Source organism: Pseudomonas sp. NPDC088429 (assembly GCF_044753305.1).
Lineage (GTDB): Bacteria > Pseudomonadota > Gammaproteobacteria > Pseudomonadales > Pseudomonadaceae > Aquipseudomonas > Aquipseudomonas rustica.
This window is the reverse complement of sequence record NZ_JBIVMX010000058.1, coordinates 1-24,801: the sequence shown is the minus strand read 5'-3', so window position 1 is coordinate 24,801 and position 24,801 is coordinate 1. Positions and strand designations below refer to the sequence as shown.

The following is a 24,801-nucleotide window of genomic DNA, read 5'->3' as shown; positions in this document are numbered from 1 at the left end:
AGCTGCCGCAGGCTGCGATCTTTTGATCTTTATTCAGGCAACTCAACCAAGCCATCAACATCAGTCATCGCCCGCTCCAGCAGATCCGCCGGCAAGCTCTTGCTCGCTCGCGCCCCGAGCAGTTTGAGTTGCTCACTGCGGCTGACCAGATTGCCGCGCCCTTCTGTCAGTTTGTTGCGCGCTGAGCTGTAGGCTTTGTCCAGTTGTTGCAGACGATTGCCGACCTCGTCCAGATCCTGAATGAACAGCACGAACTTGTCGTACAGCCATCCGGCACGCTCGGCGATTTCCCGGGCGTTCTGGCTCTGGCGCTCCTGTTTCCACAGGCTGTCGATGACCCTCAGCGTCGCCAGCAATGTGGTCGGGCTGACAATCACGATGTTGCGGTCGAACGCCTCTTGAAACAGCGACGGCTCAGCCTGCAACGCCGCCGAGAACGCTGCTTCGATCGGCACGAACAGCAAAACAAAATCAAGGCTGTGCAGGCCTTCCAGACGCTTGTAATCCTTGCCGGCCAAGCCTTTGACGTGATTGCGCAGGGACAGTACGTGCTGCTTGATCGCAATCTGGCCGAGGGTGTCGTCTTCGGCGGCGACGTATTGCTGATACGCGGTCAGACTGACTTTCGAGTCGACCACCACCTGCTTGTCGCCCGGCAGATAAATCACCACGTCGGGCTGGAAACGCTCGCCGTCCGGGCCTTTCAAATTCACCTGTGTCTGATACTCGCGGCCCTTCTCCAGACCGGCGTGTTCGAGCACGCGTTCGAGAATCAGCTCGCCCCAATTGCCTTGGGTTTTCTGGCCCTTGAGGGCACGAGTCAGGTTGGTCGCTTCGTCGCTCAGGCGCAGGTTGAGCGCCTGCAAACGCTCCAGCTCCTTGGCCAGCGAAAAGCGCTCGCGGGCTTCAGCCTGATAGCTTTCTTCCACACGTTTTTCGAAGGATTGGATGCGTTCTTTCAGCGGATCGAGCAACTGGCCGAGGCGCTGTTGGCTGGTTTCGGCAAAACGTTGTTCACGCTCATCGAAGATCTTGCCGGCCAGTTCGGCGAACTGCGCGCGCAGCTCATCACGCGAGCCTTGCAGGTCGCTGAGGCGTTGCTGATGGCTTTCCTGTTGCTCACGCAGCTCGGCGTTCAACGAAGCGGCTTGCGCGTCGAGACGGCGCAGTTCGGCTTCTTTGCTGGCACGTTCGATGTTCCAGGCGTGGGACGCATCGCGGGCGTCGTCGCGCTCGATCTGCAGCAACTCGACTTCACGGCGCAGGGCCGCCAGTTCAGCCTGTTTCGCGGCGTTGGCCTGGCCCAGATCAGCGACTTCATCGCGGCTCGCCTCAAGCTGAGCGTTGAGGCCGTCCTGCGCCAGTTGCGCCATGGCCAGCCGCTCTTCGAGCAGGGCCACGTCGGCTTGGCCGTTGCTCGCCCTGCGTTGCAGTTGCCAGGCCAGCGCCAGCAATGGCAACCCCGCTGCCGCGAGACCGAGCAATACGCTGGTCAAGTCCATCGCCATAGAGATTCCTGCCCATCCAATAAAGCCTGAAGGTTAACCAAGGTGTCAGGTCTTGGACAGCTCAGTCTTCGATGAGACCGAGTTCCTGCTGCGCACGCCGGTCGCCGGCACGGGCAGCTGAACGCAGCAGATCCTGGCCGATGCGGCGGTCGCGGGCGTTACCGCACTCGCGGCACATCAATTGGCCGAGACGGCTTTGCGCAGCGACCACGCCTTCGCGCGCAGGCTGCTTGAGCAGGCGGCCGGCAAGGTGTTTGGCGTTGTGGCTGTCGCTCAGGCGCGGGCTGTCGAGCAGCCATTCGGCGACGCGCACAGAAAATCGCTTGGGCGGGGTAACACGAGGGGGTTCTGAGGTAACAGAGTCTGATACTGAGCGAAACTTCATAAAGCACTGTGGGACAGATCGGAAGGCGCGCCACTCTACTCTCTTTTTCTTACAGGTAAAGTCCGAAAAAAACCCGGCACGCCCGTGCTAGAGCAAGCGCTCGGGACAATCCACAGAAGCTGTGGATAACTCAGTGGACAACCGCCCTTGAACCCTCGCAAACCCTTGTGGAATGGGGCTCGCAGTCAAACTGACGATTTTTTCACCAACAAAAAAAACCGATGTTTTTCATTGACTTAAACTTTCGATGCAGGCAGCCATCGGGGTCAGGATTGATGTGACAGTGCTGTGACAGCCCGCGCAACTAATGTGCACAAGTACCTGTTACCCGGTTATAGGAGTGCGCTTTTTCGGGTCGTTTTCCATCATTGCCTGGGGATAAGGCTGTCTGGCGCGGCGCTTGATGAAAATTGTTTCACCGACCGACGGTCTTAATGTGGGCCAATACGGGGCGATCCGCCGGATCGACAAGCAGAATCCATAGCGCCCTGCAATCTTTTTCAGCATTGGGTTTGCTTTGTACTTTTCGATCCGTTAGTATCCGCGGCGTTAGTACCAAGCTGAAAGTCAATTCCGGTCGAACACATCCCCACGGTCAATCTTCTACCAAGAAGCCAATCGCCGAAAAAAGCGGGAGCGACCCCTCGATGGTTTCCAGGTAAATCTTGCGACAACACAGCCTTTGAATGATGCAAAGGGTGTTGCGAAGGCCACTTACTCTGACCGAACCAACCTGCAAATTGATCAGGATCTTCACCCCGGGCCCAGAACCTTTGCCCTTGATGTGTTGCCTGCCCTCCTAAGTACCTACCTGCCAGCCCAAGCGCGCCAACTTATCAGCGCTTCAAACTGGCTGCTTTGTTCCAGTCGGGTTCTTCGTTCGACCAATGGTGGTCGTCGTCACTGGAACGTTTTAACGTTGCACGGTTCTTATCCGTGTCATTTGTAGGAACACCTAATAACTATGTCTACTCAAATCCATACTCAGGATGCCATTCGCACCCTAACCAACGCTTTTGCTCCGATGAACTGCCTGATCATGGCCGCTCGCAAAGGCTGCTTCAGCTTCACACTGGTCAACGAACACGGTATCGCCCGCCACAGCGAGCGTCTGTACCCCGATCAGTACTCCAGCGCTGAACCGCTGCAGGCCGTGATCGATCGTACCCGTCAGGCACTGGTTGCCTGAAAGCCGAAAAGGCTGCAAAAGCAAAAGCCCCGCACAAAATGCGGGGCTTTTTATTGCCCGATGTTTCGCTTTTACCCCTCAGCGGCTAAGCACCATCGGATATAACGAATATTCCGCGCAGCCGGAAATATTTTAAAAACAGGCCTTTACGTCGCGAATATGACACTACACTTCAACTCAAGCGGCGTGATCCGCTTGCGGCGAGCCTGAACCGATCCACTGCTGCCAAGCCCCCCCTTCAGGACTCGCCATTAATAACAAGAACCGAGGGATTTATGGGTATCGCTGCCAGCGAACTGTGCCGCTATGTGATCCGTCCTACGTTGATCTACCTGGGACGCCACTGCGCAACTGCCGAAGCCCTGTTGCTGGGCATCGCCGCCAGTCAGTCAGCCCTGGGTTCTGCCCTGCATGACCGCCGTGGCCACGGCCTTTACCGCATTGCCGAGCATCGTCATCAAGCCCTTTGGGATGATTACCTGGCACTCGATCCTGAGCGTGCCAGTCTGGTTCGCGGCCTCGCCAGTCAGCATGCTTTCCTCAGCGGGCCGCACCTGGAATTAACCGTTAATCTGCGTTACGCCACCGCCATCGCCTGGCTGCTGGTAGAAGAACAAAACCCCACCCTCCCCGACCCGGCTGATTTGCTCGGAATGGCGCGTATCTGGCGTCAGACGTTTCAGCCTCAGGGTCGTCTGCGCGATTTCACCTACGCCTGGCAGACCTGTGTTTCACCGATGAATCAGGTCGCTTGTTGACCCACCGGTTTCGCAAGATCGTGTAACGGGTCGCGAATCTGGTCGGATTGTCCTACAAAACCGCTCTAACTCAAGGCATACGGACTATAGCGCCGGAGCGAAAATGTTGGTAATTTTCGCCCCGGTGATCACCAGGAGTTCTAATAATGAAAAAAGTAATGCTCAAAACCACCCTTAGCCTCGCCGTTACCATGGCATCCACCCAGATTTTCGCAGCTGGCTTTGCCATCAACGAACACAGCATCAGCGGGATGGGGACTGGGTACGCCGGGCGATCTTCTTCTGCCGACGACGCAAGCACTGTTTATGGCAACCCTGCCGGCATGTCGCGCCTCACGCGCGAACAAGTCACTGGCGGTGTTGCATTCCTCGACGCAAAAACCGATATCAGCGACGCCAGCTCCAGCCCTAACGGCGGCAGCAACAAAGGCGACATGGTGCCCTTCACCTCCGTACCTATGGGCTTCTACGTCAAACCAATCGATGATCATTGGGCATTCGGCCTCGGCGTTTACGTGCCGTTCGGCCTGATCACCGATTACGAAAACGGATTTGCCGGCCGTTACTTCGGCAGCAAGTCCGAAGTACAAGTCATCACCTTCCAGCCAACCGTGAGCTACAAGTTCAACGACGTGGTGTCGATTGGCTTCGGCCCGACCATCAACCGTATCGACGGCTCGCTGGAATCCAACCTGTCGATCACTCAGGCCGCGCCAGATGGCAAGGTCAAGATCAAGGGTGACGACACCGCACTGGGCTACAACATCGGCGTGCTGGTTCAAGCTACCGACACTACGCGTCTGGGCATGACCTACCACTCGAAAGTCGACTACAAGCTCGAAGGCAACACCAAGGTCAACTACGGTGTGCTCGGCCTGATCGGCGCGAACCCGAACCAGAAGTACGACGCTTCGCTGAAGATCACTACGCCTGAATCCCTGGACTTCTCGGTGACCCAGGCGATCAACGATCAGTGGAATGTCTACGCCGGTTCGACCTTCACCCGCTGGAGCCAGTTGAAGAAAATCACCGTCGAGAACTCGGGCGTGCAGCCTGCACTGGCCGGTCAGTTCGGTGAAATCACCGAAGACCAGAACTGGCACGATTCCTGGGCTTACGCCGTGGGTACTTCGTATCAGTTGAACAAGGAATGGGTACTGCGTACCGGTCTGACCTTCGACCAGTCGCCGACCAACAACGTCGACCGTTCGCCACGTATTCCGACTGGCGACCGCACGATTTTCAGCATCGGTGCTGGCTGGAGCCCGACCGAAGACCTGACCATCGACGTCGCTTACTCGTACCTGAAAGAAGAGTCGATCAAGATCCGCAACGAAAACGATCGTGGCCAGACCTACGACGCCAAGTATGAAAACTCGGCAAACGGTTTCGGTGTTGGCGCGACTTATCGCTTCTGATGCTGCCGGGCGGGGCTAACCCCTCGCCCACTGAAAAGCCCCGCTCTCTTTACAGAAAGCGGGGCTTTTTTGTGCCTGCGAGCAAAACTTTGTAGGAGCTGCGGCACGCTGCGATCTTTTGATTTTGACCTTTAAGATCAAAAGATCGCAGCGTGCCGCAGCTCCTACAGGGTTCGGGCGAACCCGCTGAAGGTCAGGGTTTGAGGGGTTTTGAGGCGATGGCTTTTTCGATCGCGGCGATGAATTCCGGATCATCCGGTTTGGTCAGGCTAGAAAAATTGGCGATCACTTTGCCCTGCCGATCGACCACGTATTTATAGAAATTCCACTTCGGCGCACTGCTCTGCGCGGCCAGCACCTGGAACATATGCGTAGCGTCATCGCCACGGACTTTCTGCGGTTCGGTCATGGCGAACGTCACGCCGTAGTTGGCGTAGCAGACCTTGGCGGTCTCAGCGCTGTCTTTGGACTCTTGCTTGAAGTCATTGGACGGCACGCCGAGCATTTCCAGCCCCTGCCCTTCATAGCGTTTGTGCAGCGCCTCAAGGCCTTCAAACTGCGGCGCGAAACCGCAGAAACTGGCGGTGTTGACCACCACCAGCGGCTTGTCCGCGTATTGTTTGCACAGGTCGATGGAATCCTTAGCGCGCAATTTGGGCAGCGAGCCTTGCAGCAATTCGGGACAGTCAGCGGCCTGGGCCACGCCAGTCAACGCCATCAGCAACGCGGGAACAGCACACCAGCGCATCAGCATGTCGTACATCCTTGAGAAGTCGTCAGACTTCGACGTTACTCGCCACGCCTGCTTCTAGCAAATGCTCATGCCCAACTGCATCAACGCCAGACCGCCCTGATGCCAGCCCCACCACACCAGCGCCAACAATGCGGCGCCGAGTGCGGCAAAAAGGAGTCGTGGCCAGAATCGGCTCATGCGGCGCCCGCTGCGGCTTGCAGGCGTGCCACTGGACGCTCGCGCACCGGCCAGTTCAGTGCGGCCGCCAACAGACTCAACAGAATCGCCACTTGCCAGATCAAGTCATAACTCCCGGTTCGGTCATACACCACCCCGCCCAGCCAGCCGCCGAGGAACGAGCCGAGCTGATGGAACAGGAACACGATGCCGCCGAGCATGGACAGATTACGCACACCAAACAAGGTCGCCACCGTACCGTTGGTCAACGGCACCGTCGACAGCCACAAGAAGCCCATCGCCATGCCGAACAGATAGGCCGAGGTGGTCGTCACCGGCATCCAGAGGAACAGCACGATCACCACCGCGCGCAACAGATACAGCGCCGTGAGCAAACGCGGTTTTGACATGCGCCCGCCAAGCCAACCAGCCGTGTAAGTGCCGAAGATGTTGAACAGCCCGATCAGCGCCAGCACCGTAGTACCGGCGCTGGCCGGCAGATGCTGATCGACCAGATACGCCGGCAGATGCACGCCGATAAACACCACCTGAAAACCACAGACGAAAAAACCGAACGCCAGCAACCAGAAACCCGAATGCGAACAGGCTTCACGCAAGGCTTCGGACAGCGTTTGCTCATGACCGAGCACCGGCAGCGGTTTGTCCTTGAGCATGCTCACCAGCGGCACAATCAGCGCCACCAGCAGGCCCAACACCAGCAGCGCCGCCGACCAACCGAGCCAGCCGATCAGGCCGAGGGTACCGGGTAACATCGCGAACTGGCCGAACGAACCGGCAGCACTGGCGATGCCCATGCCCATGCTGCGTTTCTCTGGCGGTACTGCGCGGCCGACAACGCCGAGGATCACCGAGAATGAAGTGCCGGACAGGCCGATGCCAATCAGCAAACCAGCACTCAGCGACAGCGTCACCGCCGAATCCGACAAGCCCATGCAGATCAGGCCCACGGCGTAGAGCACGCCGCCGACCAGCACCACTTTCGCCGCGCCGAAACGGTCAGCCAGCGCGCCGGTGAATGGCTGCGCCAAACCCCAGATCAGGTTCTGCAAAGCGATGGCGAAGGCGAATACCTCGCGGCCCCAGCCGAACTGCGCGCTCATCGGCGACAGAAACAGACCGAAGCCGTGCCGCACGCCCAATGACAACGCAAGAATCAGCGCACTGCCGACCAACACCCAACCGCATGTACGCCACATCGATGTCATTATTATTCTCCAGTCGCGGGTATATACCCGCTTGAGGTCGGAAAAACCGGCGATTAGGCCAGTTCGTCCAGCAATTTGAGCAAGGTTTCACGCTTCTCGGCACCCAGTCGATCGATCAATCGCTGCTGCGCCGCCTCCCAAGCCGGCAGTGCATCTGCCAGACGTTGCGCACCGATTTCCGTCAGCCGGACGATGCGGTTACGCATGTCTTCGCCCCCGGCCAGCGCCACCAGGCCTTCACCTTCGAGCACGCGCAGATTGCGCCCGAGGGTGCTGCGATCCAGCCCCATGGCTTCGGCGAGTTCCGAAATGCTCGGTTGATCAAGACGTTGCAGGTTACACAGCAAAGAATACTGCGCAACGTTGATCCCGAAGCCATCGAGAGCGCCGTCGTAATGCCTGCTGACGCCACGCGCGGCGCGACGCAGGTTGGTGCACAAACACTGAGAGGTAAGCATGATGCGTGTATATACCCGCGACTGTGTTAAATCAAGTTACAGATGAGTTTACCCTGAACATTTGTGGTGCCTGGAAAATTGCTATCGCGAGCAGGCTCACTCCTACAGTTGACCGCGCTCCCCTGTAGGAGTGAGCCTGCTCGCGATGGGGTCGGCATGAACGATAAAAATCTATCAGGCCAGCGCCAATCCCACCAACACCCCCACCTCCAACAACTCCAACAACGCCCCCGCCGTATCGCCCGTCGTCCCGCCCAACCGCCGCATCATCACCCGCCGCAGCCAGACAAACACCCCGACAGAAATCACCACAGCAACAACGGCGCTGAACCCGGCAATCAGCACACAGACCAACGCACTGAAGCCCAGCACCCACCACCCTGCCCGACGCGGCAAATGATCCGCCAATGCCTGCCCCAACCCACCCGCACGCACATACGGAGTGGTCAGAAACAACCCCAGCAACGCCGCACGCCCAAGCACCGGCACGATGATCAACGCCAACCCATGCCCTTGCTCGATCAACGCCAGCAACGCGGCAAACTTGAGCAGCAACACCAGCACCAGCGTGACCACGGCAATCGGCCCGCTGCGCGGATCTTTCATGATCGTCAGCGTGCGCTCGCGATCACCAAACCCGCCGAGCCAGGCATCCGCGCTGTCAGCCAGACCATCAAGGTGCAACGCGCCGCTGAGCAACACCCAAACCGTCAGCAGCAACGCCGCATGCAGCAACAACGGCGCCCCCGCCAATGCCAGATTCAGCGCCCACAGGATCACACCAAACAACAATCCCGCCAGCGGATAAAACAGCAGCGAACGCCCAAGCTGTTCCGGCTCAGGCATCCCCGGCAGACGAATCGGCAGGCTGCTGAGAAATTGCAGGGCGATCCACAGCGGCAACATGTCAGTGACCTTCCTTGAATGAACCGTCAGTGTCGACCGTCAGCGCAAACAGCGCGCCATGCCCCACTTCAACATTGAGCAATTGCTCACGCGGCAAACCTCGCGCCTGCGCCAACAATAAACGCATGACGCCACCGTGGCTGATCAGCAAAATTCGCTCACCGGCATATGCGCTGTGCAGCCGAGCCACTGCTGCCAACACTCGCGTGGAAAAGTCGCTGACCGGTTCACCCTGTGGTGGCGTGAATGAATACGGATCAGCCCAAAACAGGCCCAACGCGTCAGCATCCGTCTCCATCAGCGCTGCCGCACTCTGCCCTTCCCACGCGCCAAAATGCAGCTCCTGCAGATCCTTGTCGAGTTGCACCGGCAGATTCAACTGCTCACCCAGCTCCGCCGCAAACCGCGCGCAACGCTGCAACGGCGAGCTGACCAAACGATCCCAAGGCCCGCCCTCGATCACCGCCGCATGCATCTGCGTCCAGCCTTTTTCGGTCAGCGCATCATCAAGACTGCCACGCAAGCCGCCACCCAATTCGGTTTCACCGTGACGCAGCAGATCAAGGCGCAAGGTCATGCCGGGCGATCCGCCACCGCCGCTTCGGCGAACGTCGCCATCTGCCCGTGCAGATCGCAGGCCAGACGCAACAGGGGCACCGCCAGCGCCGCACCGCTTCCTTCGCCCAGACGCAGACCGAGTTCCAGCAATGGCTCGGCGCCGAGGGTTTCCAGCACATGACGATGGCCTGGTTCAGCACCGCGATGACCGAACAGCAGCCACTCGCGACACGCCGGATTCAGGCGTACCGCGACCAGCGCCGCGACCGTGCAGATAAAGCCGTCGACCAGCACCGCAACGCCTTCCTGCGCGCACGCCAGATACGCACCGACCAGCGCCGCGATTTCGAAACCGCCAAGATTGAACAGCGTCTGCAACGCATCTCCGCGCTGGGCCGCGTGCAACGCCAGTGCGCGCTCGATGACTTGGGCTTTATGGCTGACACCTTCGGCATTCAACCCGGTGCCGGGGCCCGTCAGGTGCACCACCGGGCAATCGAGCAAAGCACAGGCCAGCGCGCTGGCGGCCGTGGTGTTGCCGATGCCCATTTCGCCGCCGATGAACAACTGCGCGCCGGCCGCTTGCGCTCGCAGCACACTGTCACGACCGGCCTGCAACGCCAGTTCACCTTGGGCTTGGGTCATCGCCGCGCCCTGAACGAAATTTGCCGTGCCCGGGCCGATATTCAAGTGACGCACACCCGCCAGGTTCAGCGCGGGATTAACCGTGCCCAGATCGACCACTTCCAGCTGCGCGCCGAGCTGACGCGCCAGCACGCTGATCGCCGCGCCGCCGCTGACGAAATTGAGCAGCATTTGCCCGGTGACTTCCTGCGGGAACGCCGAAACCCCTTCAGCAACCACGCCGTGGTCGCCGGCAAAAATCGCGATCCAGATCTGCTCCAGTGTCGGTTTGACCTGGCCTTGCAGACCGGCGAGTTGCACCGCCACCGCTTCCAGTTGCCCCAGCGAACCGGCCGGTTTGGTCAGTTGCTGTTGGCGCGCGGCGGCTTGCTCAACGATATCGGCGTTCACCGGTTTGCACGGGTTCAGCCACCAGGTTTGGGTCATAGCGCAGATCCTTTCAGAGTCAGGGGCAGGCCGGCGACGGTCAGGACAACACGCTGACAGCGCTCAGCCAAAGCTTGATGCAGCCAACCGGCTTCATCGACGTAGCGGCGAGTCAATTCGCCCAGCGGCACGACACCCATTCCGGTCTCGTTGCTGACAAAAATGATTTCACCCGGCAGCGTGGCCAGGCAGTTGAGCAAGGCTTCGCGTTCGGCGGCGAGGCGTTCGGCGTCGTCGAGCATCAGCAGATTGGTCAGCCACAGGGTCAGGCAATCGACCAGCAGGCAACGCTCGGCGCGGGCGGATTCGCGCAGGACGCGGGCCAGTTCCAGGGGCTCTTCGATGAGCGCCCATTCGGCTGGGCGACGGGCGCGGTGGTGGGCAACGCGATCGCTCATTTCGCCATCGAGCGGTTGGCTGGTGGCGATGTAGGTGACCGAGAGGTTGCTGTCGGTGGCGAGTTTTTCCGCCAGACGGCTTTTGCCGGAGCGGGCGCCGCCGAGGATTAGTTGGAGCATGAAGGCATCCTGAATTTTATGTGTTGGGGCGGCTGACGCTTTCGCGAGCAGGCTCACTCCTACAAGGGAACGCGGTCAACTGTAGGAGTGAGCCTGCTCGCGATGAGGCCATTGAACCCACCTCAAATCCCACAGAGCTGACGCAACAGATTGGTATCCAAATGCTTCTCGACCAAATCCGCCAAGCGCTCGATATCGCGCTCGCGCAAGCCGTGGTAATCCACTTCCTGCACATCGCTCAACCCGGCCCAACGCAGCAACGCCGCACTCGCCGCCGGTGATTCGAACAAGCCATGCAGATATGTGCCAAACACTTGCCCATCAACGCTCTGCGCACCGTCGCAACGACCATCATCCAGATGCACCGCCGCATTCTCCAGCGCCGCCCCGGTCGTCACGCCAGCATGAATTTCATAACCACTGACTTCGGCATCTTCCAACGCCAAACGCCCACGCACATTGCGCAATTGCTTCTCGGCTTCAAGCGTCGTTGCAAACGCCAGCAAACTTAGACCCGCACTCGAACCGGGCGCGCCTTCGAGACCGAGCGGATCATGCACCTGCTCACCAAGCATCTGCAGACCACCACAAATCCCCAGCACTTTGCCGCCGTAGCGCAAGTGCCGATTGATCGCTGTGTCCCAACCATTGACGCGCAAATAGGCGAGATCGCTGCGCACGCTTTTCGAGCCCGGCAGGATGATTAGATCGGCCGCAGGAATCGCCTGCCCTGGCCCGACAAATTGCAGATCGACCTGCGGGTGCAGACGCAGCGGATCAAAATCGGTGTGGTTGCTGATGCGCGGCAGCACCGGCACCAGCACTTTCAGCACTTGTTCGGCCTTGTCGGTCTGGCGCTGATCGATGCCGTCCTCGGCTTCCAGATGCAGATCCATCACGTACGGCAACACGCCCACCACCGGTTTGCCGGTGCGCTCCTCCAGCCAATCAAGGCCCGGTTGCAGCAAGGCGATGTCGCCGCGAAAACGGTTGATGATGAAGCCTTTGACCCGCGCCTGTTCACTCGGCGAAAGCAGTTCCAGTGTGCCGACCAGATGGGCGAAAACCCCGCCACGATTGATGTCAGCAATCAGCAGCACCGGGCAATCCACCGCTTCGGCGAAACCCATGTTGGCAATGTCGCCGGCACGTAGATTGATCTCGGCCGGCGAGCCCGCGCCCTCAACCATCACTAGCGGATACGCAGCGCTGAGTCGCTCGTGAGAAGCCAAAACCGCTTTCATCGCGATGGCTTTGTAGTCGTGATAGGCCACGGCGTTCATCGACGTCACCGCGCGACCATGGATGATCACTTGCGCGCCGGTGTCGCTGTTCGGTTTGAGCAGTACCGGGTTCATGTCGGTGTGCGGTTCGAGGAACGCCGCTTGCGCCTGCACCGCTTGCGCACGACCGATCTCGCCACCGTCCGCCGTCACGGCGCTGTTGAGCGCCATGTTCTGCGGTTTGAACGGCACAACCGCGACGCCTTGACGCGTCGCCCAGCGGCACAGCGCCGTCACCAGTGTGCTTTTACCGGCGTCGGAAGTGGTGCCCTGCACCATCAGGGTGGTCATGGTTTGTCCTTGGTAAAAGCGATGAAAGCCTGTTCGAGACGCGCTTCTTCGGCCGCGTCCGCAGGCAAGCCGAAACGCAGGCTGCTGTTGTGGGTGAAGAGGCGCAGAAGAATGCCGCGTCGGGCCATGAATTCGTAAAGCGTTTGCGCTTGATCAGTGATCAGCCACTGAAACAACGCGCAGCCGCCCTGCGGTTTGAAGCCGTAGCGTTCAAGCAGCGTCGCCAGCCGTTCGCTCGCTTGATCGCTGCGAATCCGTTGGCGTGTGTGATTTTCAGTGTCTTGCAGACAGGCCTGACCGAGCACCCGCGTCGGCCCGCTGACGACCCACGGGCCGACCTGTTCGGCGAGCAACCGAAGCAATTTGCGCTCAGCCAATACGAAGCCCAAACGCACACCGGCCAAGCCGAAAAACTTGCCGAACGAACGCAACACGATCAGTCCGACCTGATGCGCGTGCGCCGCCAGGCTCAACTGCGGCGTGTTGTCCATAAACGCTTCATCGACCACCAGCCAGCCGCCACGCTGCGCCAGTCGCGCATGCCAGTCGAGCAACTTCGCCGGGGTCAGGCTCAGGCCGGTCGGGTTGTTCGGATTGACCACCACCAGCACGTCGAGGTTGTCCAGATAGAACTCGACTTCCTGCTCCTGCACTTCGCGCACGATGTAACCGTTGCGGCGCCAGGCTTCAGCGTGTTCGGCATAGCACGGCGACAGCACGCCGACCTTGCCGGCGCGACGCAAACGCGGCAGCAACTGGATGGCCATTTGCGAACCGGCGACCGGCAGTACCTGGTTTGCTCCGTAGTAATCGCACGCCGCTTGTTCCAGACCGTCATCGGTTTCCGGCAAACGGGCCCAGGCACGCAAGGGGATTTCCGGGATCGGAAATGGCCACGGCGCGAGACCGCTGGACAGGTCGAGCCAGTCACCCTCGGCGATACCGTAATCGAGTGCAGCCTTGCGCAGCCGGCCACCGTGCTCAAGCATAGAATTCAGCCCCCACGCAGAGAATCAGCAACCATAACCATACCCCGCGCTGCACCAATTGCCAGCCACGGTCGATGGAATCGGCGTCGGCGCGAGCGCCTTCGCCCAGTTGCGGACGCTCGTGCAGTTCGCCGTGGTAAATCGCCGGGCCGCCCAGTTCCACACCGAGCGCACCTGCGCCGGCAGCCATTACCGGGCCGGCGTTGGGGCTGTCCCATTTCGGCGCCTGTGTGCGCCAGCATTTCAATGCCAGTCGGGTTTTGCCGAGCAACGCGTAGGTCAACGCCACCAGACGCGCAGGAATGTAGTTCAACACGTCGTCGATTTTTGCCGCCGCCCAGCCGAAACGTTCGAAACGTTCGTTGCGATAACCCCACATCGCGTCGAGCGTATTGCTCAAGCGATAGAGCACCACGCCGGGCGCACCGGCCACGACAAACCAGAACAGCGCAGCGAACACCGCGTCGCTGCCGTTTTCCAGTACTGATTCGGTGGCGGCGCGGGCGACCGCAGTGCTGTCGAGTTCATCGGTCTGCCGGCTGACCAGATAACCGACACGCGTGCGCGCTTCGTCCAGATCATCCGCGCGCAACGCAGCAGCGACCGGGGCGACATGCTCGCCGAGGCTGCGCATGCCGAGGGCGCAATACAGCGCGAGAATCTCGACGATCCAACCGACATAAGGCGCCCAGGAAAACGCCGTCGCCAGCAGTGTCAGCGGCAGCACGGCGATCACCCACGCGGTGACGCCATGACTGCGCCAGCCGCGCCCTTCACCGTTGAAACGTTGCTCGATGCGCCCGGCGAAATTGCCGAACGCCACCAGCGGATGCCAGCGTTTCGGTTCACCGAGCAGCGCATCCAGCGCCACCGCGGCGACACTCAACAACGCCACACTCATTGACTCACTCCCCAATAATTTTCATACAGCAACTCATTCAGCGGCCGCGCCTGCGCCCACCCTTCGAGTACCAGCATCGGCGCCGGATAGAATTCCTTGACCGGGCCCAGACACAAAACCGCCAGCGGCTTGGCGCCTGCCGGCAGTTTCAATAAATCCGCCAGCGCTTGCGGCTCGAACAGCGAGACCCAGCCCATGCCCAAGCCTTCTGCGCGCGAGGCCAGCCACAGATTCTGAATCGCGCAGGACAATGAAGCCATGTCCATTTCCGGCAGCGTGCGGCGACCGAAGATGTGTTTTTCGCGATCATCCATCAGCGCCGCGACCAACACTTCGGCGCAGTCGTTGATGCCTTCGACTTTGAGTTTCATGAACTCGTCGCTGCGCTCGCCGAGGGCTTCGGCGGTGCGGATGCGTTCTTCTTCGACGAGGTGCTGGATTTGGCTGCGCAGGGTTCGGTCGCTGATGCGGATGAAGCGCCAGGGCTGCATCAGGCCGACGCTTGGGGCCTGGTGGGCGGCTTCCAGAAGTCGGCGCAGCAGATCCGGTTCGACGCTACCGCCGGTGAAATGGCGCATGTCGCGGCGCTCGGCTATTGCCCGATACACTGCTTCGCGTTCGGCATCAGAAAATGCGTTGTCTGTCATGGCCCCTTCGCGAGCAGGCTCGCTCCTACAGGGGACTGCGTTTCGTCAGGCACACCATCGCCCGCTGTAGGAGTGAGCCTGCTCGCGATAGCGTCCTCAAGGGTGGGCGCAAACAACGCAGCGACAGCCACAGGATTCGATGGAAAATAAAAGTGCACATAAGAAACCGTCATCCGCCCCTCTCGATATACCGCCTCAGCCCCACGCCCACCATTGGGGCTCAACCCCCGGGCAATCGGCGTCAGTTCAGTCGTGGTCAACGAATGATGATACGTGTGCCCACGCAACGAGCCTTCCGGCAGATCGACCGCTTGCAACGCCAACGCGGCCAGACGCTTTTGCATCACCGCATCGCCCTTGAGCAGCCCGACCAATTCCGCGCGTGTGCCTTCAACATCAGTCAACGAATCGAGCAAATACAACATCCCGCCACACTCAGCGAGCAACGGTTTCCCCGCCGCATGATGCGCACGGATCGCCGCAACCATCGCGGTGTTCTGCGACAGCGCGACGTGATGCAATTCCGGATAACCACCCGGTAGATACACGCTATCCGCCTCAGGCAATTGCGTATCGCGGATCGGCGAGAAGTAGCTCAACTCGGCGCCCATCGCACGCAATAGATCGAGACTCGCGCCATAAGTGAAGGCAAACGCCTCATCACGGGCGACGGCAATGCGCACATTTTTCAGCAACGGCTCGACAGCAATCACGTCAGGCGCGGCAAATTCCACGGCCGGTGGCAGCGCTACCTCGCAGCTGCTAGCCAGCGCTTCGGCGGCGGCGTCGAGACGCACATCGAGGTCATTCAATTCGCTGGCCTGCACCAGACCAAGATGCCGACTCGGCAGTTCGATACCGGTCTCGCGCGACAACGCGCCGTACCAACGCAAACCTTCAGTGAGACTGCCTTCGAGCAACTGCGCATGGCGCAAGGTGCCGACACGATTAGCCAACACGCCAGCAAACGGCAGATCCGGCTGATACTTGGCCAAGCCCAGCGCCAACGCACCAAACGTCTGCGCCATCGCGGTGCCGTCGATCACGCCGAGCACCGGCACACCAAAATGCCGCGCCAAATCAGCGCTGGACGGCGTGCCATCGAACAGCCCCATCACGCCTTCGATCAAAATCAGATCCGCCTCGGCGGCGGCTTCCCACAACAGCCGACGACTTTCCTGCTCGCCGACCATCCACATGTCCAGTTGATACACCGGCGCACCGCTGGCGCGCTCGAGGATCATCGGGTCGAGAAAGTCCGGACCGCATTTGAACACGCGCACCTTGCGCCCCTGATTGCGATGCAAACGGGCGAGCGCGGCGGTGACGGTGGTCTTGCCCTGACCGGAGGCCGGCGCGGCGATGAGTACCGCCGGGCAGTGACGTGGTTGATTCAAAGTTCGACGCCTTTCTGCGCTTTGATGCCGGCCTGGAAGGCGTGTTTGAGCATGCCCATTTCGGTGACGGTGTCGCCCATTTCGATCATTTCCGGCTTGGCCGCACGACCGGTGACGATCACGTGCTGCATCGGCGGACGCGCCTGCAGATCGCTGAGCACCTGATCGAGATCGAGGTAGCCGTGCTTGAGGGCGATGTTCAGTTCATCAAGCACCACCAGACCGATCGACGGATCGCGCAGCAGTTCGCGGGACACGGCCCACGCAGCTTCGGCGGCGGCGATGTCGCGCTGACGATCTTGGGTTTCCCAGGTGAAGCCTTCGCCCATCACGTGGAAGCGCACTTGCTCGGGGAAGCGTCGAAAGAACAACTCTTCGCCGGTGCTATTACGCCCCTTGATGAACTGCACCACGCCGCACTGCATGCCGTGGCCCATGGCGCGGGCGAGCATGCCGAACGCCGAGCTGCTTTTGCCTTTGCCATTGCCGGTCAGCACCAGCACCAGGCCGCACTCGTCGGGCGAGTTGGCGATGCGTTCGTCGATCACGGCTTTTTTGCGCTGCATACGGGCCAGATGGCGTTCGTCGCGCTCGGGGGAATCAGTCATGGGGGAGCTCTCCGTTGAGGCTGGATAACGGCGGGCAGGCACAAGAATAGACGGCAAAAAGCCTGGCATCGCCCACCGTGATGCCGCTGGATGGATCAGGCCGGTCTCCGGGCTCATGAGCGGCATTGGCCTGGCTGCGCGCCTTCCCGCTTCTGTCGAGGCAGTGGCTCATGGCGCAGCTTTTACTCATTTACCGTTGCGGGGGCAGCGCCGGGATCGTGATCGTTCTTCGCATGAAGACAACCCTCACCGGCTTCCCTGTTTCACTCTGTCGACGCGGGTCACAGAGCACCTGAAACAAGCCGCGAAGGTTAGAGGGTTGGGGGTGGAGCGTCAATTAAAGAGGGGGCTGACGGACGATTATCTGCCGTTGATCAATTATCGGCCGGCAATCTTGTGCAAGGCTGTTACAAATGATATCAAAGAGCCATGCTTTTCCATAAAAGCAACTCACAAGAATAAGGATGATGACGATGCAAGGCATGATCATCAGCAACCCGCGCCTGGAATTCCTGCGCCCGATGCTTGAACGCTGGTTTGACTGTATCGACCGTTACAACGCCGTGCGCGGCGACAGTGACACGCCGTACTGGCATGACGAGAAAGCCAATCTCGGCTTGCTGACCGCGGCGGCGTGGATGGCCGAACTGGTCACCCTCAACGACACCGCCACGCGCAAGCAAAACGAAGACGGCGAGCGCAATGCCCGCGCCGATCTGTTCCTCGCAGGGCCAGAAGACCGCGCTTACCTTCAGGCCACGCAGCGCTGGCCGCGAGTGAACAACCTCAACCTCACGCAAGCACTTCTCGACATCACCAGCGACGCCAAACGCATCAGCTTCGCCAGCGATCTCAAGCTCGGCTGTCTGTTCGTCGCCCCGCAAAAAGCCCAGCAGAGTGCCAGCCCCGAAGAACTGCAGGACATGGTCGACGACTTGCAAAAGGAACATACCTGCGCGGTCGCCTGGTATTTCCCGTACGCCTACCGCAAATTGCGCAGCGAGGCCGGCAACTATCACCCCGGCATCGCCGTGCTGTTCAAAGAGGCTCGCGGCTGAGGTTGAACCATCGGGCTTGCGCCCTCCTCTATGATTAAGAACGCATTCATAGGGAAGATCAGTCATGCGCAAGCCCCAGCTCGTTTTTGTCATCGCTCTGGCCGGAGGGCTCGCCGCGTGTGGTGAAACCTCCAGCCTGCAAGTCTCCGACGGCACCGGCCCTTCACCGAAACTGCCCGAACCGAACAAAACCCTGATCCCCACCGTGAACATCGCCCCAGCGGTCGGCTGGCCTGACGGCGGCAAACCGACAGCGGTGGCCGGCACGCAAGTCGCAGCGTTTGCCGAAGGTCTCGATCATCCGCGCTGGATGTACGTGCTGCCCAACGGCGATGTGCTGGTGGCAGAAACCAACGCCCCGCCGAAACCGGACGACAGCAAAGGCATTAAAGGCTGGGTGATGAAGAAAGTCATGGGCAAGGCCGGCGCCGGCGTACCGAGCCCGAATCGCATCACTTTACTGCGCGACGCTGACCATGATGGCGTCGCCGAAACGCGCACGGTGTTTTTGCAGAACCTCAATTCGCCGTTTGGCATGACACTGGTTGGCAATGATTTGTACGTCGCCGACACCGATCGCTTACTGCGTTTCAACTACGAGCCCGGCGCGACCGAGATCAAAACGCAGCCGATCAAAGTGACTGACTTGCCGGGCGGCACGCTCAACCATCACTGGACGAAAAACGTCATCGCCAGCAAAGACGGCAGCAAGCTGTACGTCACCGTCGGCTCGAACAGCAACGTCGGCGAAAATGGTCTGGATCAAGAAGAAGGCCGCGCGGCGATCTGGGAAGTGGATCGCGCGACCGGCAATCACCGGATCTTCGCTTCAGGCATCCGCAACCCCAATGGCTTGGCGTGGGAGCCTACCAGCGGCGCGCTGTGGACGGCGGTGAATGAGCGTGACGAGATTGGCAGCGATCTGGTGCCGGACTACATCACCTCGGTGAAGGACGGCGGTTTCTATGGCTGGCCGTTCAGTTATTACGGCCAGCATGTCGATGTGCGGGTGAATCCGCAGAATCTGGATCTGGTGGCCAAAGCCATCGCCCCGGATTACGCGGTTGGCCCGCACACCGCTTCTTTGGGCCTGACCTTCGCCGAAGGCAACACTTTGCCGGCGCAGTTCAAGGAAGGCGCGTTTATCGGCCAGCACGGCTCGTGGAACCGCAAACCGCACAGTGGCTATAAAGTGATCTTTGTGCCGTTTACCGGCGGTAAGCCGAGTGGAACGCCGGTGGATGTGTTGACCGGTTTTCTCGACAAAGATGAGAACGCGCTGGGTCGCCCGGTGGGCGTGGTGATCGATCAGCAAGGTGGATTGCTGGTGGCGGATGATGTGGGCAACAAGGTTTGGCGAGTGTCTTCTACCAAATAATTTTTGCCTGACCTAAAACAACTGTAGGAGTGAGCCTGCTCGCGATAGCGTCGTATCAGTCGACATCTTCTTTGACTGAACGAACGTTATCGCGAGCAGGCTCACTCCTACATTATTGGGTTTTGTGTTGGCCTGATTACGGGTTACGCGCCAGATGCTCTGGCTGCAACACCCGCTTCGCGCTCAGATAAGCCTTCTGCCAATACGCCTTCGACAGGCTGTCCAGCTTCACCGTCCCACCCGTGGCCGGCGCATGCACGAAGCGCCCTTCGCCAACGTAAATCCCCGCATGACTGACCTGCGAACCACCATTGGTGGCGAAGAAGATCAGATCACCGGTCTGCAAGCCTTCCTTACCGACATTCGGCGCCTGCATCACGATCAGGTCGCGCGTGGTGCGTGGCAGGTTGATACCCGCCGCATCGCGATAAACAAAACCAATCAGGCCACTGCAATCAAATCCTGAATCCGGCGTATTGCCGCCCCAGCGATACGGCGTGCCAACGAGGCCGAGCGCGCGAAACAGCACGTCTTCAGCAGCAGGCGAGAAAGATTCCGAGGGGGCGAACACGATCGGGGCGCGAACCACCGGCGCAGGCGGCGGTGTGCGACTGGCGCAAGCGCTGAGCAGCGCTGCGAAGACGATCAAAACGAGGCGGGCCGACGTGGTCATAAGCAGAACATCCTGATCTGGCTGCGGCTAATTCTGCCGAATGGGCAGAAAACAAAACCGCCTGCGTACGCACGCAGGCGGTTTGCCATCAATATAGATTCAGGATTCTAGCGGCTACGCGGCAAACTTCAAGTAAGACTTTAACTTCACCTTGTAAAGTATAGGTCTACTCCCTTGCCGGGAACCGTTTTGTCGCCGCGAACGCGGCGACAACGGGGGGAATTACTTGCGAGCGGTGACCACGGTCGGGGCCATGGCGAGTGCACGCTTGGCTTCGATGAAGGTCTTGCTCCAGTAGCTGTCACCGAGGTTGTCGATGCGAACACCGCCGCTACGACGACTGCTGGAGTGAATGAACTGGTTGTCGCCCAGGTAGATCCCGGCGTGACTGACACGACCGCGACGACCATTGGTGGCGAAGAACAGCAGATCGCCCGGTTCCAGATCGCTACGCGAGACCAGTGGTGCGTCTACGTTGATCATTTCGCGGGTGGAGCGCGGCAGATTCATGCCGGCTTCTTCGCGGAACAGGTAACCGATGAAACCGCTGCAGTCGAAACCGGCTTCAGAGGTACCGCCGAAACGGTAACGGGTACCGATCAGGGACATGCCGCGTTCGAGAATGCTGTCGGCCAGAACCGGCAATTCATACGGCTTGCTGCCGCTGAAGTCTGCGAGTTCTTTTTCGGTAGCCAGCTCTTCCTGATAAATAACGGAAGACTGAGCAGTGGAAGAATTTTTAACCTGTTGAGGCTGCTCTTGAACTGGAGAATGAGCAGCGCAACCGTACAACAGGGTGACGAGTGCGAGAGGCACGAGGGGTGCGAAGCGCTTTAGCATGGGCACGACCGTGGCTGATAGTTGTAAAGAAGCCGAGACTATGCCCGCTATCAACCTCATTTGCAAATTCAATCGATCTTTTTGTGACTTCTCGGTTTCTCGTTTACATCTAAGCGCTTAAGCCCGTTTCACTCGTTACGCGGCCTGCACCCGGTGCAGGAAAGCGCTTTTTCTGACGCCTGAAATATGCCGAAACGTGCTCAAAGCCGCAGAGACAAAGGGCTGGCTACCAACCGAGAGTTTCTTTAAGGAAGGGAATTGTCAGCTTGCGCTGAGCTTGCAGCGAGGCCTGATCGAGCTGTTCAAGCAGGTCAAACAACGCGCTCATGCTGCGGGTACCGCGAGTCAGAATGAAATGCCCGACTTCATCGGTCAGGTGCAGACCGCGCCGTGACGCGCGCAATTGCAGGGCACGCAACTTGTCTTCATCGGAGAGGGGGCGCATCTGGAAAATCAGCGCCAGGGTCAGGCGCGATTTGAGGTCGGCCAGTTTGACCGGCAATTCACGTGGCGAGGTAGCCGCCGCAATCAACAACCGTCGACCGCTGTCACGCAAGCGGTTGAACAGGTGAAACATCGCCTCTTCCCAGTCAGCCTTGCCGGCAATCACCTGCAAATCATCCAGGCAAACCAGTTCGTACTGTTCAAGGTTGTCGAGGATTTCCACACCGCGATCCATCAACTCGGCCAACGGCAGGTACACCGCCGGTTCGCCCATCTGTTCGAAGCGCAGACACGCAGCCTGCAACAGATGCGTACGCCCTACCCCGTGCTTGCCCCAAAGATAAATCAGGCTTTCGGTCCAGCCGGCGTCGGCTTCGCATAGGCGCTCGACATAGCCGAGTGCAGCGGCATTGGCGCCTGGGTAGTAGTTGATAAAGGTGGCGTCGTCACGCAGACGCACACCTAGGGGCAGCTGAATCGGTTTCATGCTGACTGAACAGTTCTCAAGGAACCGTTAGTGGCCTCTGTGTAAAGTTTGCGAAGTTTATACCCGTGAGGCGGAGCGCACAATGCAGCAGACCCCAAGCAAAATCAAAGGTTTGCGTTAACACACTGGTTTTATGACAGTTTCTCTGACGCGATCACCTGCATGACACGGGCCAACCCGGCGCACCGCCGGGCTGTCCGTCGTGATTACAGCTCCGGCTCATCCACTCCGCTGTACATATCAGAGTCTTTATACAAATCGTGCATATGGCGCACCAAGACCATGATCACCGCTGCCACCGGCAGCGCCAGCAGCACACCGGTAAAACCAAACAGCTCGCCACCGGCCAGAATCGCGAAGATCACCGCCACCGGGTGCAGGCCGATGCGGTCGCCGACCAGCAATGGCGTCAGCACCATGCCTTCCAGTGCCTGACCGACCATGAACACTGCGACGATGCCGACCATCGGGTACAGATCGCCACCGAACTGGAACAACCCGGCAATCAGCGCCGCACCGATACCAATCACAAAGCCCATATAAGGCACGATCGCCGCCAGACCCGCGATCAGGCCGATCAACAGCCCCAGCTCCAGGCCGACGATCATCAGGCCCGCCGCATAGATCACGCCCAGCGCGAGCATCACCAGTAACTGACCACGCACAAACGCACCCAGAACCTCATGGCATTCGCCGGCCAGCGCTACCACGCGCTCTTCGCGATCACGCGGTAGCAGGCTGCGGATCTTGGCCATCATCACGTCCCAGTCGCGCAGCAAGTAGAAACTCACCACCGGGATCAGCACCAGATTCGCCAGCAGACCGATCAACGCCAGACTCGACGCCGTGGCCTGACTCAGCACCACACTGACGATGTCGGTGGTCTGACCCATGTGTTCGCTGATGGCCGCTTTGACCTTGTCGAACTTCCAGAAGCCGTCCGACAGCCCAAGCTTCGCCTGCGCCCACGGCAGCGCCGTGTGTTGCAGCCAGTCGAGCATTTGCGGCGCCAGTTCGTACAAACGCAGCAACTGCTTGGCGAGCATCGGTACCAGCACCAGCAACAGCGTGGTGACGATCAGGGTGAACAAAGCAAACACCGCGATCACGCCCCACGTACGCGACAGCCCGAGCTTCTCCAGCCGATCCACCAGCGGATCGAACAGATACGCGAGCAGCAGCGCCACCAGAAACGGCGTGAGGATCGGGTGCAGCAACCATACAAACGCGCAAAGCAGGACAACCCCACCGAGCCAGAACCAACGCCGCGTATCGGCCATGAACCACTCCTGCTTCTATATAAGGAAAGACTTACCAGCGAAACCGTAACGACGGTGCTGCCGGTGTCGGGGCCGGAGCCGCGACCGGAGCCGCACCTGCCACCGCAGGCTGCGGCGGCGCGACCGGTGCAGGCGCGTCGGCCGGCAATTCCTGCAACTTCGCCAGCGACAACTGCGCGCGCATCTGGTCGGCACTGCCATTGACCCGATAGACGATGCGATCGCCATCGACACTCTGCAGACGCACGCCGAACGGTTCGAGTAACCGCAACAGCGCCGCATAATGCTCAAGATTCATGCCCTGCACTTCCAGAGTCTGCTGCCCCGACGCACCAGGCTTGGCAACGAACCGTGGCGCCAGACGCTCAGCCACCGCCAGCATCACCGCATCGGCGACGGCAGCCTGATCGGCGCCCTGCACAGTGCCGGCCTCTTTCTGCTCACCCAGCCACAAATGCCATTTCGCCTGCCACTGCCCGCCTTCTTCGCGCGCATGCACGGCCAGCAAGGCATCTGCGTTGTAGCGTTCGGAAACCCCGCGCAACGGCCCCGGATCCGTACCCTCCAGCGCCGGCGCAGTCGCGACCAGTTGTTCACTCAGATCCGCCAACGGCAAACGCAGCGGCAAACCACGATGCTGAGCCGCCACACGCAATGGCCCGGCAGTCGATTGACCATCACCCACCAGATACGTGCCGTCCGCTGACTCGTTCAGCCACCAGCTCAAGATCGACGGCCGACTGGCGCCCCACATCGACAGCCCGGCGCGGCGCAAGGCCTGCTCGGTAGCGTTCGGATCGAAGTTGACCTTGAGCACCTCCGGCGGCCCGGCGTCAAAGCCGAACTGAGTGATGATCTGCTGCGGATTCTTGCGAATATCCGCCAGCCCGGGATTTTGCGCAGCTTTCGGGTCACCGGTCAGGCGCAACACCAACGTGTCCAGTGCGGCCTGAGTGGCGCGATCACGCTCCTCCGGCGCCTGGCTGGTGACCGGCTGACTGACTTGATAGAGACCTTTGAGGTTTTCGGCATGACTCGCCAGGCTGACCACAGACAAACAACCCACAACCAACAATTTACGAAAAAGCATGGAAAATTCCCGTCGACAGGAGCGGCTGGAACAGGCCGCGTGAACCGGTTAAGCAAGGCTGTGACCCTTCACCTTCGCAAAACATTCACACGGCGGCGGTAAGTTTTTACGTAGTGATAACGATAGACGGTTAATTGCCACACCTTATACAGGCAGTGATACGCCTTAATTGCAAAAAATTTCCCGAGATAATGGCCCTGCCCGTCGGTGCGAGGATGGCCGCTGCCCCTCAAGCCTGATAAAATCGCGCGCCTTCGCAGACCGGCAACAGCCGGGCCCCTCGAAACTCGCGTGAGGCACTCGCCCCCTCGATTTCGATGTTCCCGCTGAACTCGGTCGTTACCCCTGAATCCCCTCCCCTAAAGGCCTGGATCATGAGCAAGCAACCCTCCCTGAGCTACAAGGACGCCGGTGTAGACATCGACGCCGGTGAAGCATTGGTCGAACGCATCAAGAGCGTCGAGTAGCGAAATAGTCTAGAGGTAGTAGTAGATCTCGGTGGAGGAGTGATCGGGAACTGCGGGGTGGCG

General features: G+C 59.9%; 26 protein-coding genes, 1 pseudogene and 1 riboswitch. Of the genes and pseudogenes, 6 read left to right on the top strand and 21 right to left on the bottom strand.

All coding sequences use genetic code 11. The features are described 5' to 3' along the window. Positions 1-29 precede the first annotated feature (29 nt). On the bottom strand, positions 30-1,394 hold the full coding sequence (rmuC, locus tag ACIP66_RS22685; RefSeq protein ID WP_178124210.1) for a DNA recombination protein RmuC: 1,365 nt from the start codon (positions 1,392-1,394) through the stop codon (positions 30-32). 175 nt (positions 1,395-1,569) lie between these two features. Continuing rightward, positions 1,570-1,893: a hypothetical protein gene (locus ACIP66_RS22680; RefSeq protein WP_082341407.1), complete on the bottom strand. Its 324-nt coding sequence runs from the start codon at positions 1,891-1,893 to the stop codon at positions 1,570-1,572. 964 nt (positions 1,894-2,857) lie between these two features. On the opposite strand from ACIP66_RS22680, the gene ACIP66_RS22675 reads away from it, so the two are divergent. The 3 genes from ACIP66_RS22675 (at position 2,858) to ACIP66_RS22665 (ending at position 5,258) form a co-directional block, all read left to right on the top strand. Next, positions 2,858-3,082 carry a hypothetical protein gene (locus ACIP66_RS22675; RefSeq protein ID WP_003214941.1) on the top strand — a complete coding sequence of 75 codons (225 nt, stop codon included), beginning with the start codon at positions 2,858-2,860 and terminating at the stop codon, positions 3,080-3,082. A gap of 275 nt (positions 3,083-3,357) precedes the next feature. Then, positions 3,358-3,840: a hypothetical protein gene (locus tag ACIP66_RS22670; protein WP_053118572.1), complete on the top strand. Its 483-nt coding sequence runs from the start codon at positions 3,358-3,360 to the stop codon at positions 3,838-3,840. 146 nt (positions 3,841-3,986) lie between these two features. Then, a complete protein-coding gene (locus tag ACIP66_RS22665; RefSeq protein WP_053118570.1) occupies positions 3,987-5,258 on the top strand; it encodes an OmpP1/FadL family transporter in 1,272 nt (423 codons plus the stop codon). 193 nt (positions 5,259-5,451) lie between these two features. Here the strand turns inward: ACIP66_RS22665 and ACIP66_RS22660 are convergent, their stop codons facing one another. From ACIP66_RS22660 to cobO, 14 genes are all read right to left on the bottom strand, one after another. Next, on the bottom strand, positions 5,452-6,012 hold the full coding sequence (locus ACIP66_RS22660) for a glutathione peroxidase (protein WP_053118563.1): 561 nt from the start codon (positions 6,010-6,012) through the stop codon (positions 5,452-5,454). Between the two features lie 54 nt (positions 6,013-6,066). Then, positions 6,067-6,189 (bottom strand): hypothetical protein, encoded by a 123-nt coding sequence (locus tag ACIP66_RS22655; protein ID WP_400651029.1) that lies wholly within the window; start codon positions 6,187-6,189, stop codon positions 6,067-6,069. Next, on the bottom strand, positions 6,186-7,394 hold the full coding sequence (locus tag ACIP66_RS22650) for an MFS transporter (RefSeq protein ID WP_400651027.1): 1,209 nt from the start codon (positions 7,392-7,394) through the stop codon (positions 6,186-6,188). Before ACIP66_RS22650 ends, ACIP66_RS22655 begins: the two co-directional genes overlap by 4 nt. A gap of 53 nt (positions 7,395-7,447) precedes the next feature. Further along, positions 7,448-7,852, bottom strand: coding sequence for a MarR family winged helix-turn-helix transcriptional regulator (locus ACIP66_RS22645; protein WP_400651025.1), 405 nt, complete (start codon positions 7,850-7,852; stop codon positions 7,448-7,450). Between the two features lie 174 nt (positions 7,853-8,026). After that, positions 8,027-8,758 carry an adenosylcobinamide-GDP ribazoletransferase gene (locus ACIP66_RS22640; RefSeq protein ID WP_400651023.1) on the bottom strand — a complete coding sequence of 244 codons (732 nt, stop codon included), beginning with the start codon at positions 8,756-8,758 and terminating at the stop codon, positions 8,027-8,029. A 1-nt stretch (position 8,759) separates the two neighbouring features. Next, a complete protein-coding gene (cobC, locus tag ACIP66_RS22635) occupies positions 8,760-9,335 on the bottom strand; it encodes an alpha-ribazole phosphatase family protein (protein ID WP_400651021.1) in 576 nt (191 codons plus the stop codon). Next, on the bottom strand, positions 9,332-10,387 hold the full coding sequence (gene cobT / locus ACIP66_RS22630) for a nicotinate-nucleotide--dimethylbenzimidazole phosphoribosyltransferase (RefSeq protein WP_400651018.1): 1,056 nt from the start codon (positions 10,385-10,387) through the stop codon (positions 9,332-9,334). Before cobT ends, cobC begins: the two co-directional genes overlap by 4 nt. After that, on the bottom strand, positions 10,384-10,905 hold the full coding sequence (cobU, locus tag ACIP66_RS22625) for a bifunctional adenosylcobinamide kinase/adenosylcobinamide-phosphate guanylyltransferase (RefSeq protein WP_400651015.1): 522 nt from the start codon (positions 10,903-10,905) through the stop codon (positions 10,384-10,386). Before cobU ends, cobT begins: the two co-directional genes overlap by 4 nt. A 122-nt stretch (positions 10,906-11,027) precedes the next feature. Further along, on the bottom strand, positions 11,028-12,479 hold the full coding sequence (locus ACIP66_RS22620) for a cobyric acid synthase (protein ID WP_400651013.1): 1,452 nt from the start codon (positions 12,477-12,479) through the stop codon (positions 11,028-11,030). Further along, positions 12,476-13,468, bottom strand: coding sequence for a threonine-phosphate decarboxylase CobD (cobD, locus tag ACIP66_RS22615; protein WP_400651010.1), 993 nt, complete (start codon positions 13,466-13,468; stop codon positions 12,476-12,478). The genes ACIP66_RS22620 and cobD overlap by 4 nt, the downstream gene beginning before the upstream one ends. Further along, positions 13,461-14,369 (bottom strand): adenosylcobinamide-phosphate synthase CbiB, encoded by a 909-nt coding sequence (gene cbiB / locus ACIP66_RS22610; protein ID WP_400651008.1) that lies wholly within the window; start codon positions 14,367-14,369, stop codon positions 13,461-13,463. The genes cobD and cbiB overlap by 8 nt, the downstream gene beginning before the upstream one ends. Next, the gene (gene bluB, locus ACIP66_RS22605; RefSeq protein ID WP_400651005.1) at positions 14,366-15,016 is read right to left on the bottom strand and encodes a 5,6-dimethylbenzimidazole synthase; all 651 of its coding nucleotides are present in this window, start codon (positions 15,014-15,016) and stop codon (positions 14,366-14,368) included. Before bluB ends, cbiB begins: the two co-directional genes overlap by 4 nt. Then, positions 15,013-16,413 (bottom strand): cobyrinate a,c-diamide synthase, encoded by a 1,401-nt coding sequence (locus ACIP66_RS22600; protein WP_400651002.1) that lies wholly within the window; start codon positions 16,411-16,413, stop codon positions 15,013-15,015. The genes bluB and ACIP66_RS22600 overlap by 4 nt, the downstream gene beginning before the upstream one ends. Beyond that, positions 16,410-17,021, bottom strand: coding sequence for a cob(I)yrinic acid a,c-diamide adenosyltransferase (cobO, locus tag ACIP66_RS22595; RefSeq protein WP_003223053.1), 612 nt, complete (start codon positions 17,019-17,021; stop codon positions 16,410-16,412). Before cobO ends, ACIP66_RS22600 begins: the two co-directional genes overlap by 4 nt. An 80-nt stretch (positions 17,022-17,101) precedes the next feature. After that, positions 17,102-17,332, bottom strand: a riboswitch (cobalamin riboswitch). A gap of 162 nt (positions 17,333-17,494) precedes the next feature. On the opposite strand from cobO, the gene ACIP66_RS22590 reads away from it, so the two are divergent. Both ACIP66_RS22590 and ACIP66_RS22585 read left to right on the top strand, forming a co-directional pair. Then, complete coding sequence (locus tag ACIP66_RS22590; RefSeq protein WP_400650999.1) at positions 17,495-18,079, top strand: hypothetical protein; 585 nt, start codon at positions 17,495-17,497, stop codon at positions 18,077-18,079. A gap of 64 nt (positions 18,080-18,143) precedes the next feature. After that, on the top strand, positions 18,144-19,457 hold the full coding sequence (locus ACIP66_RS22585) for a PQQ-dependent sugar dehydrogenase (RefSeq protein ID WP_400650996.1): 1,314 nt from the start codon (positions 18,144-18,146) through the stop codon (positions 19,455-19,457). A gap of 136 nt (positions 19,458-19,593) precedes the next feature. Here ACIP66_RS22585 and ACIP66_RS22580 read toward each other — a convergent pair whose 3' ends face one another. From ACIP66_RS22580 to ACIP66_RS22560, 5 genes are all read right to left on the bottom strand, one after another. Next, positions 19,594-20,130, bottom strand: a complete 537-nt coding sequence (locus ACIP66_RS22580; RefSeq protein ID WP_400650994.1) for a C40 family peptidase — start codon at positions 20,128-20,130, stop codon at positions 19,594-19,596. Positions 20,131-20,352: 222 nt separating this feature from the next. Further along, positions 20,353-20,970 carry a C40 family peptidase gene (locus ACIP66_RS22575; protein WP_053118534.1) on the bottom strand — a complete coding sequence of 206 codons (618 nt, stop codon included), beginning with the start codon at positions 20,968-20,970 and terminating at the stop codon, positions 20,353-20,355. 226 nt (positions 20,971-21,196) lie between these two features. Next, the gene (gene hda / locus ACIP66_RS22570) at positions 21,197-21,901 is read right to left on the bottom strand and encodes a DnaA regulatory inactivator Hda (RefSeq protein ID WP_034156234.1); all 705 of its coding nucleotides are present in this window, start codon (positions 21,899-21,901) and stop codon (positions 21,197-21,199) included. A 206-nt stretch (positions 21,902-22,107) separates the two neighbouring features. Then, on the bottom strand, positions 22,108-23,181 hold the full coding sequence (locus ACIP66_RS22565) for an AI-2E family transporter (protein ID WP_053118532.1): 1,074 nt from the start codon (positions 23,179-23,181) through the stop codon (positions 22,108-22,110). Positions 23,182-23,212: 31 nt separating this feature from the next. Continuing rightward, entirely contained in the window at positions 23,213-24,271 is a 1,059-nt protein-coding gene (locus ACIP66_RS22560) for a DUF2066 domain-containing protein (RefSeq protein WP_400650989.1), read from the bottom strand. Positions 24,272-24,645: 374 nt separating this feature from the next. Between ACIP66_RS22560 and ACIP66_RS22555 the strand changes: the two are divergent. Continuing rightward, positions 24,646-24,732 (top strand): annotated as a pseudogene (locus ACIP66_RS22555) (hypothetical protein); the annotation flags it as partial. Positions 24,733-24,801 lie beyond the last annotated feature (69 nt).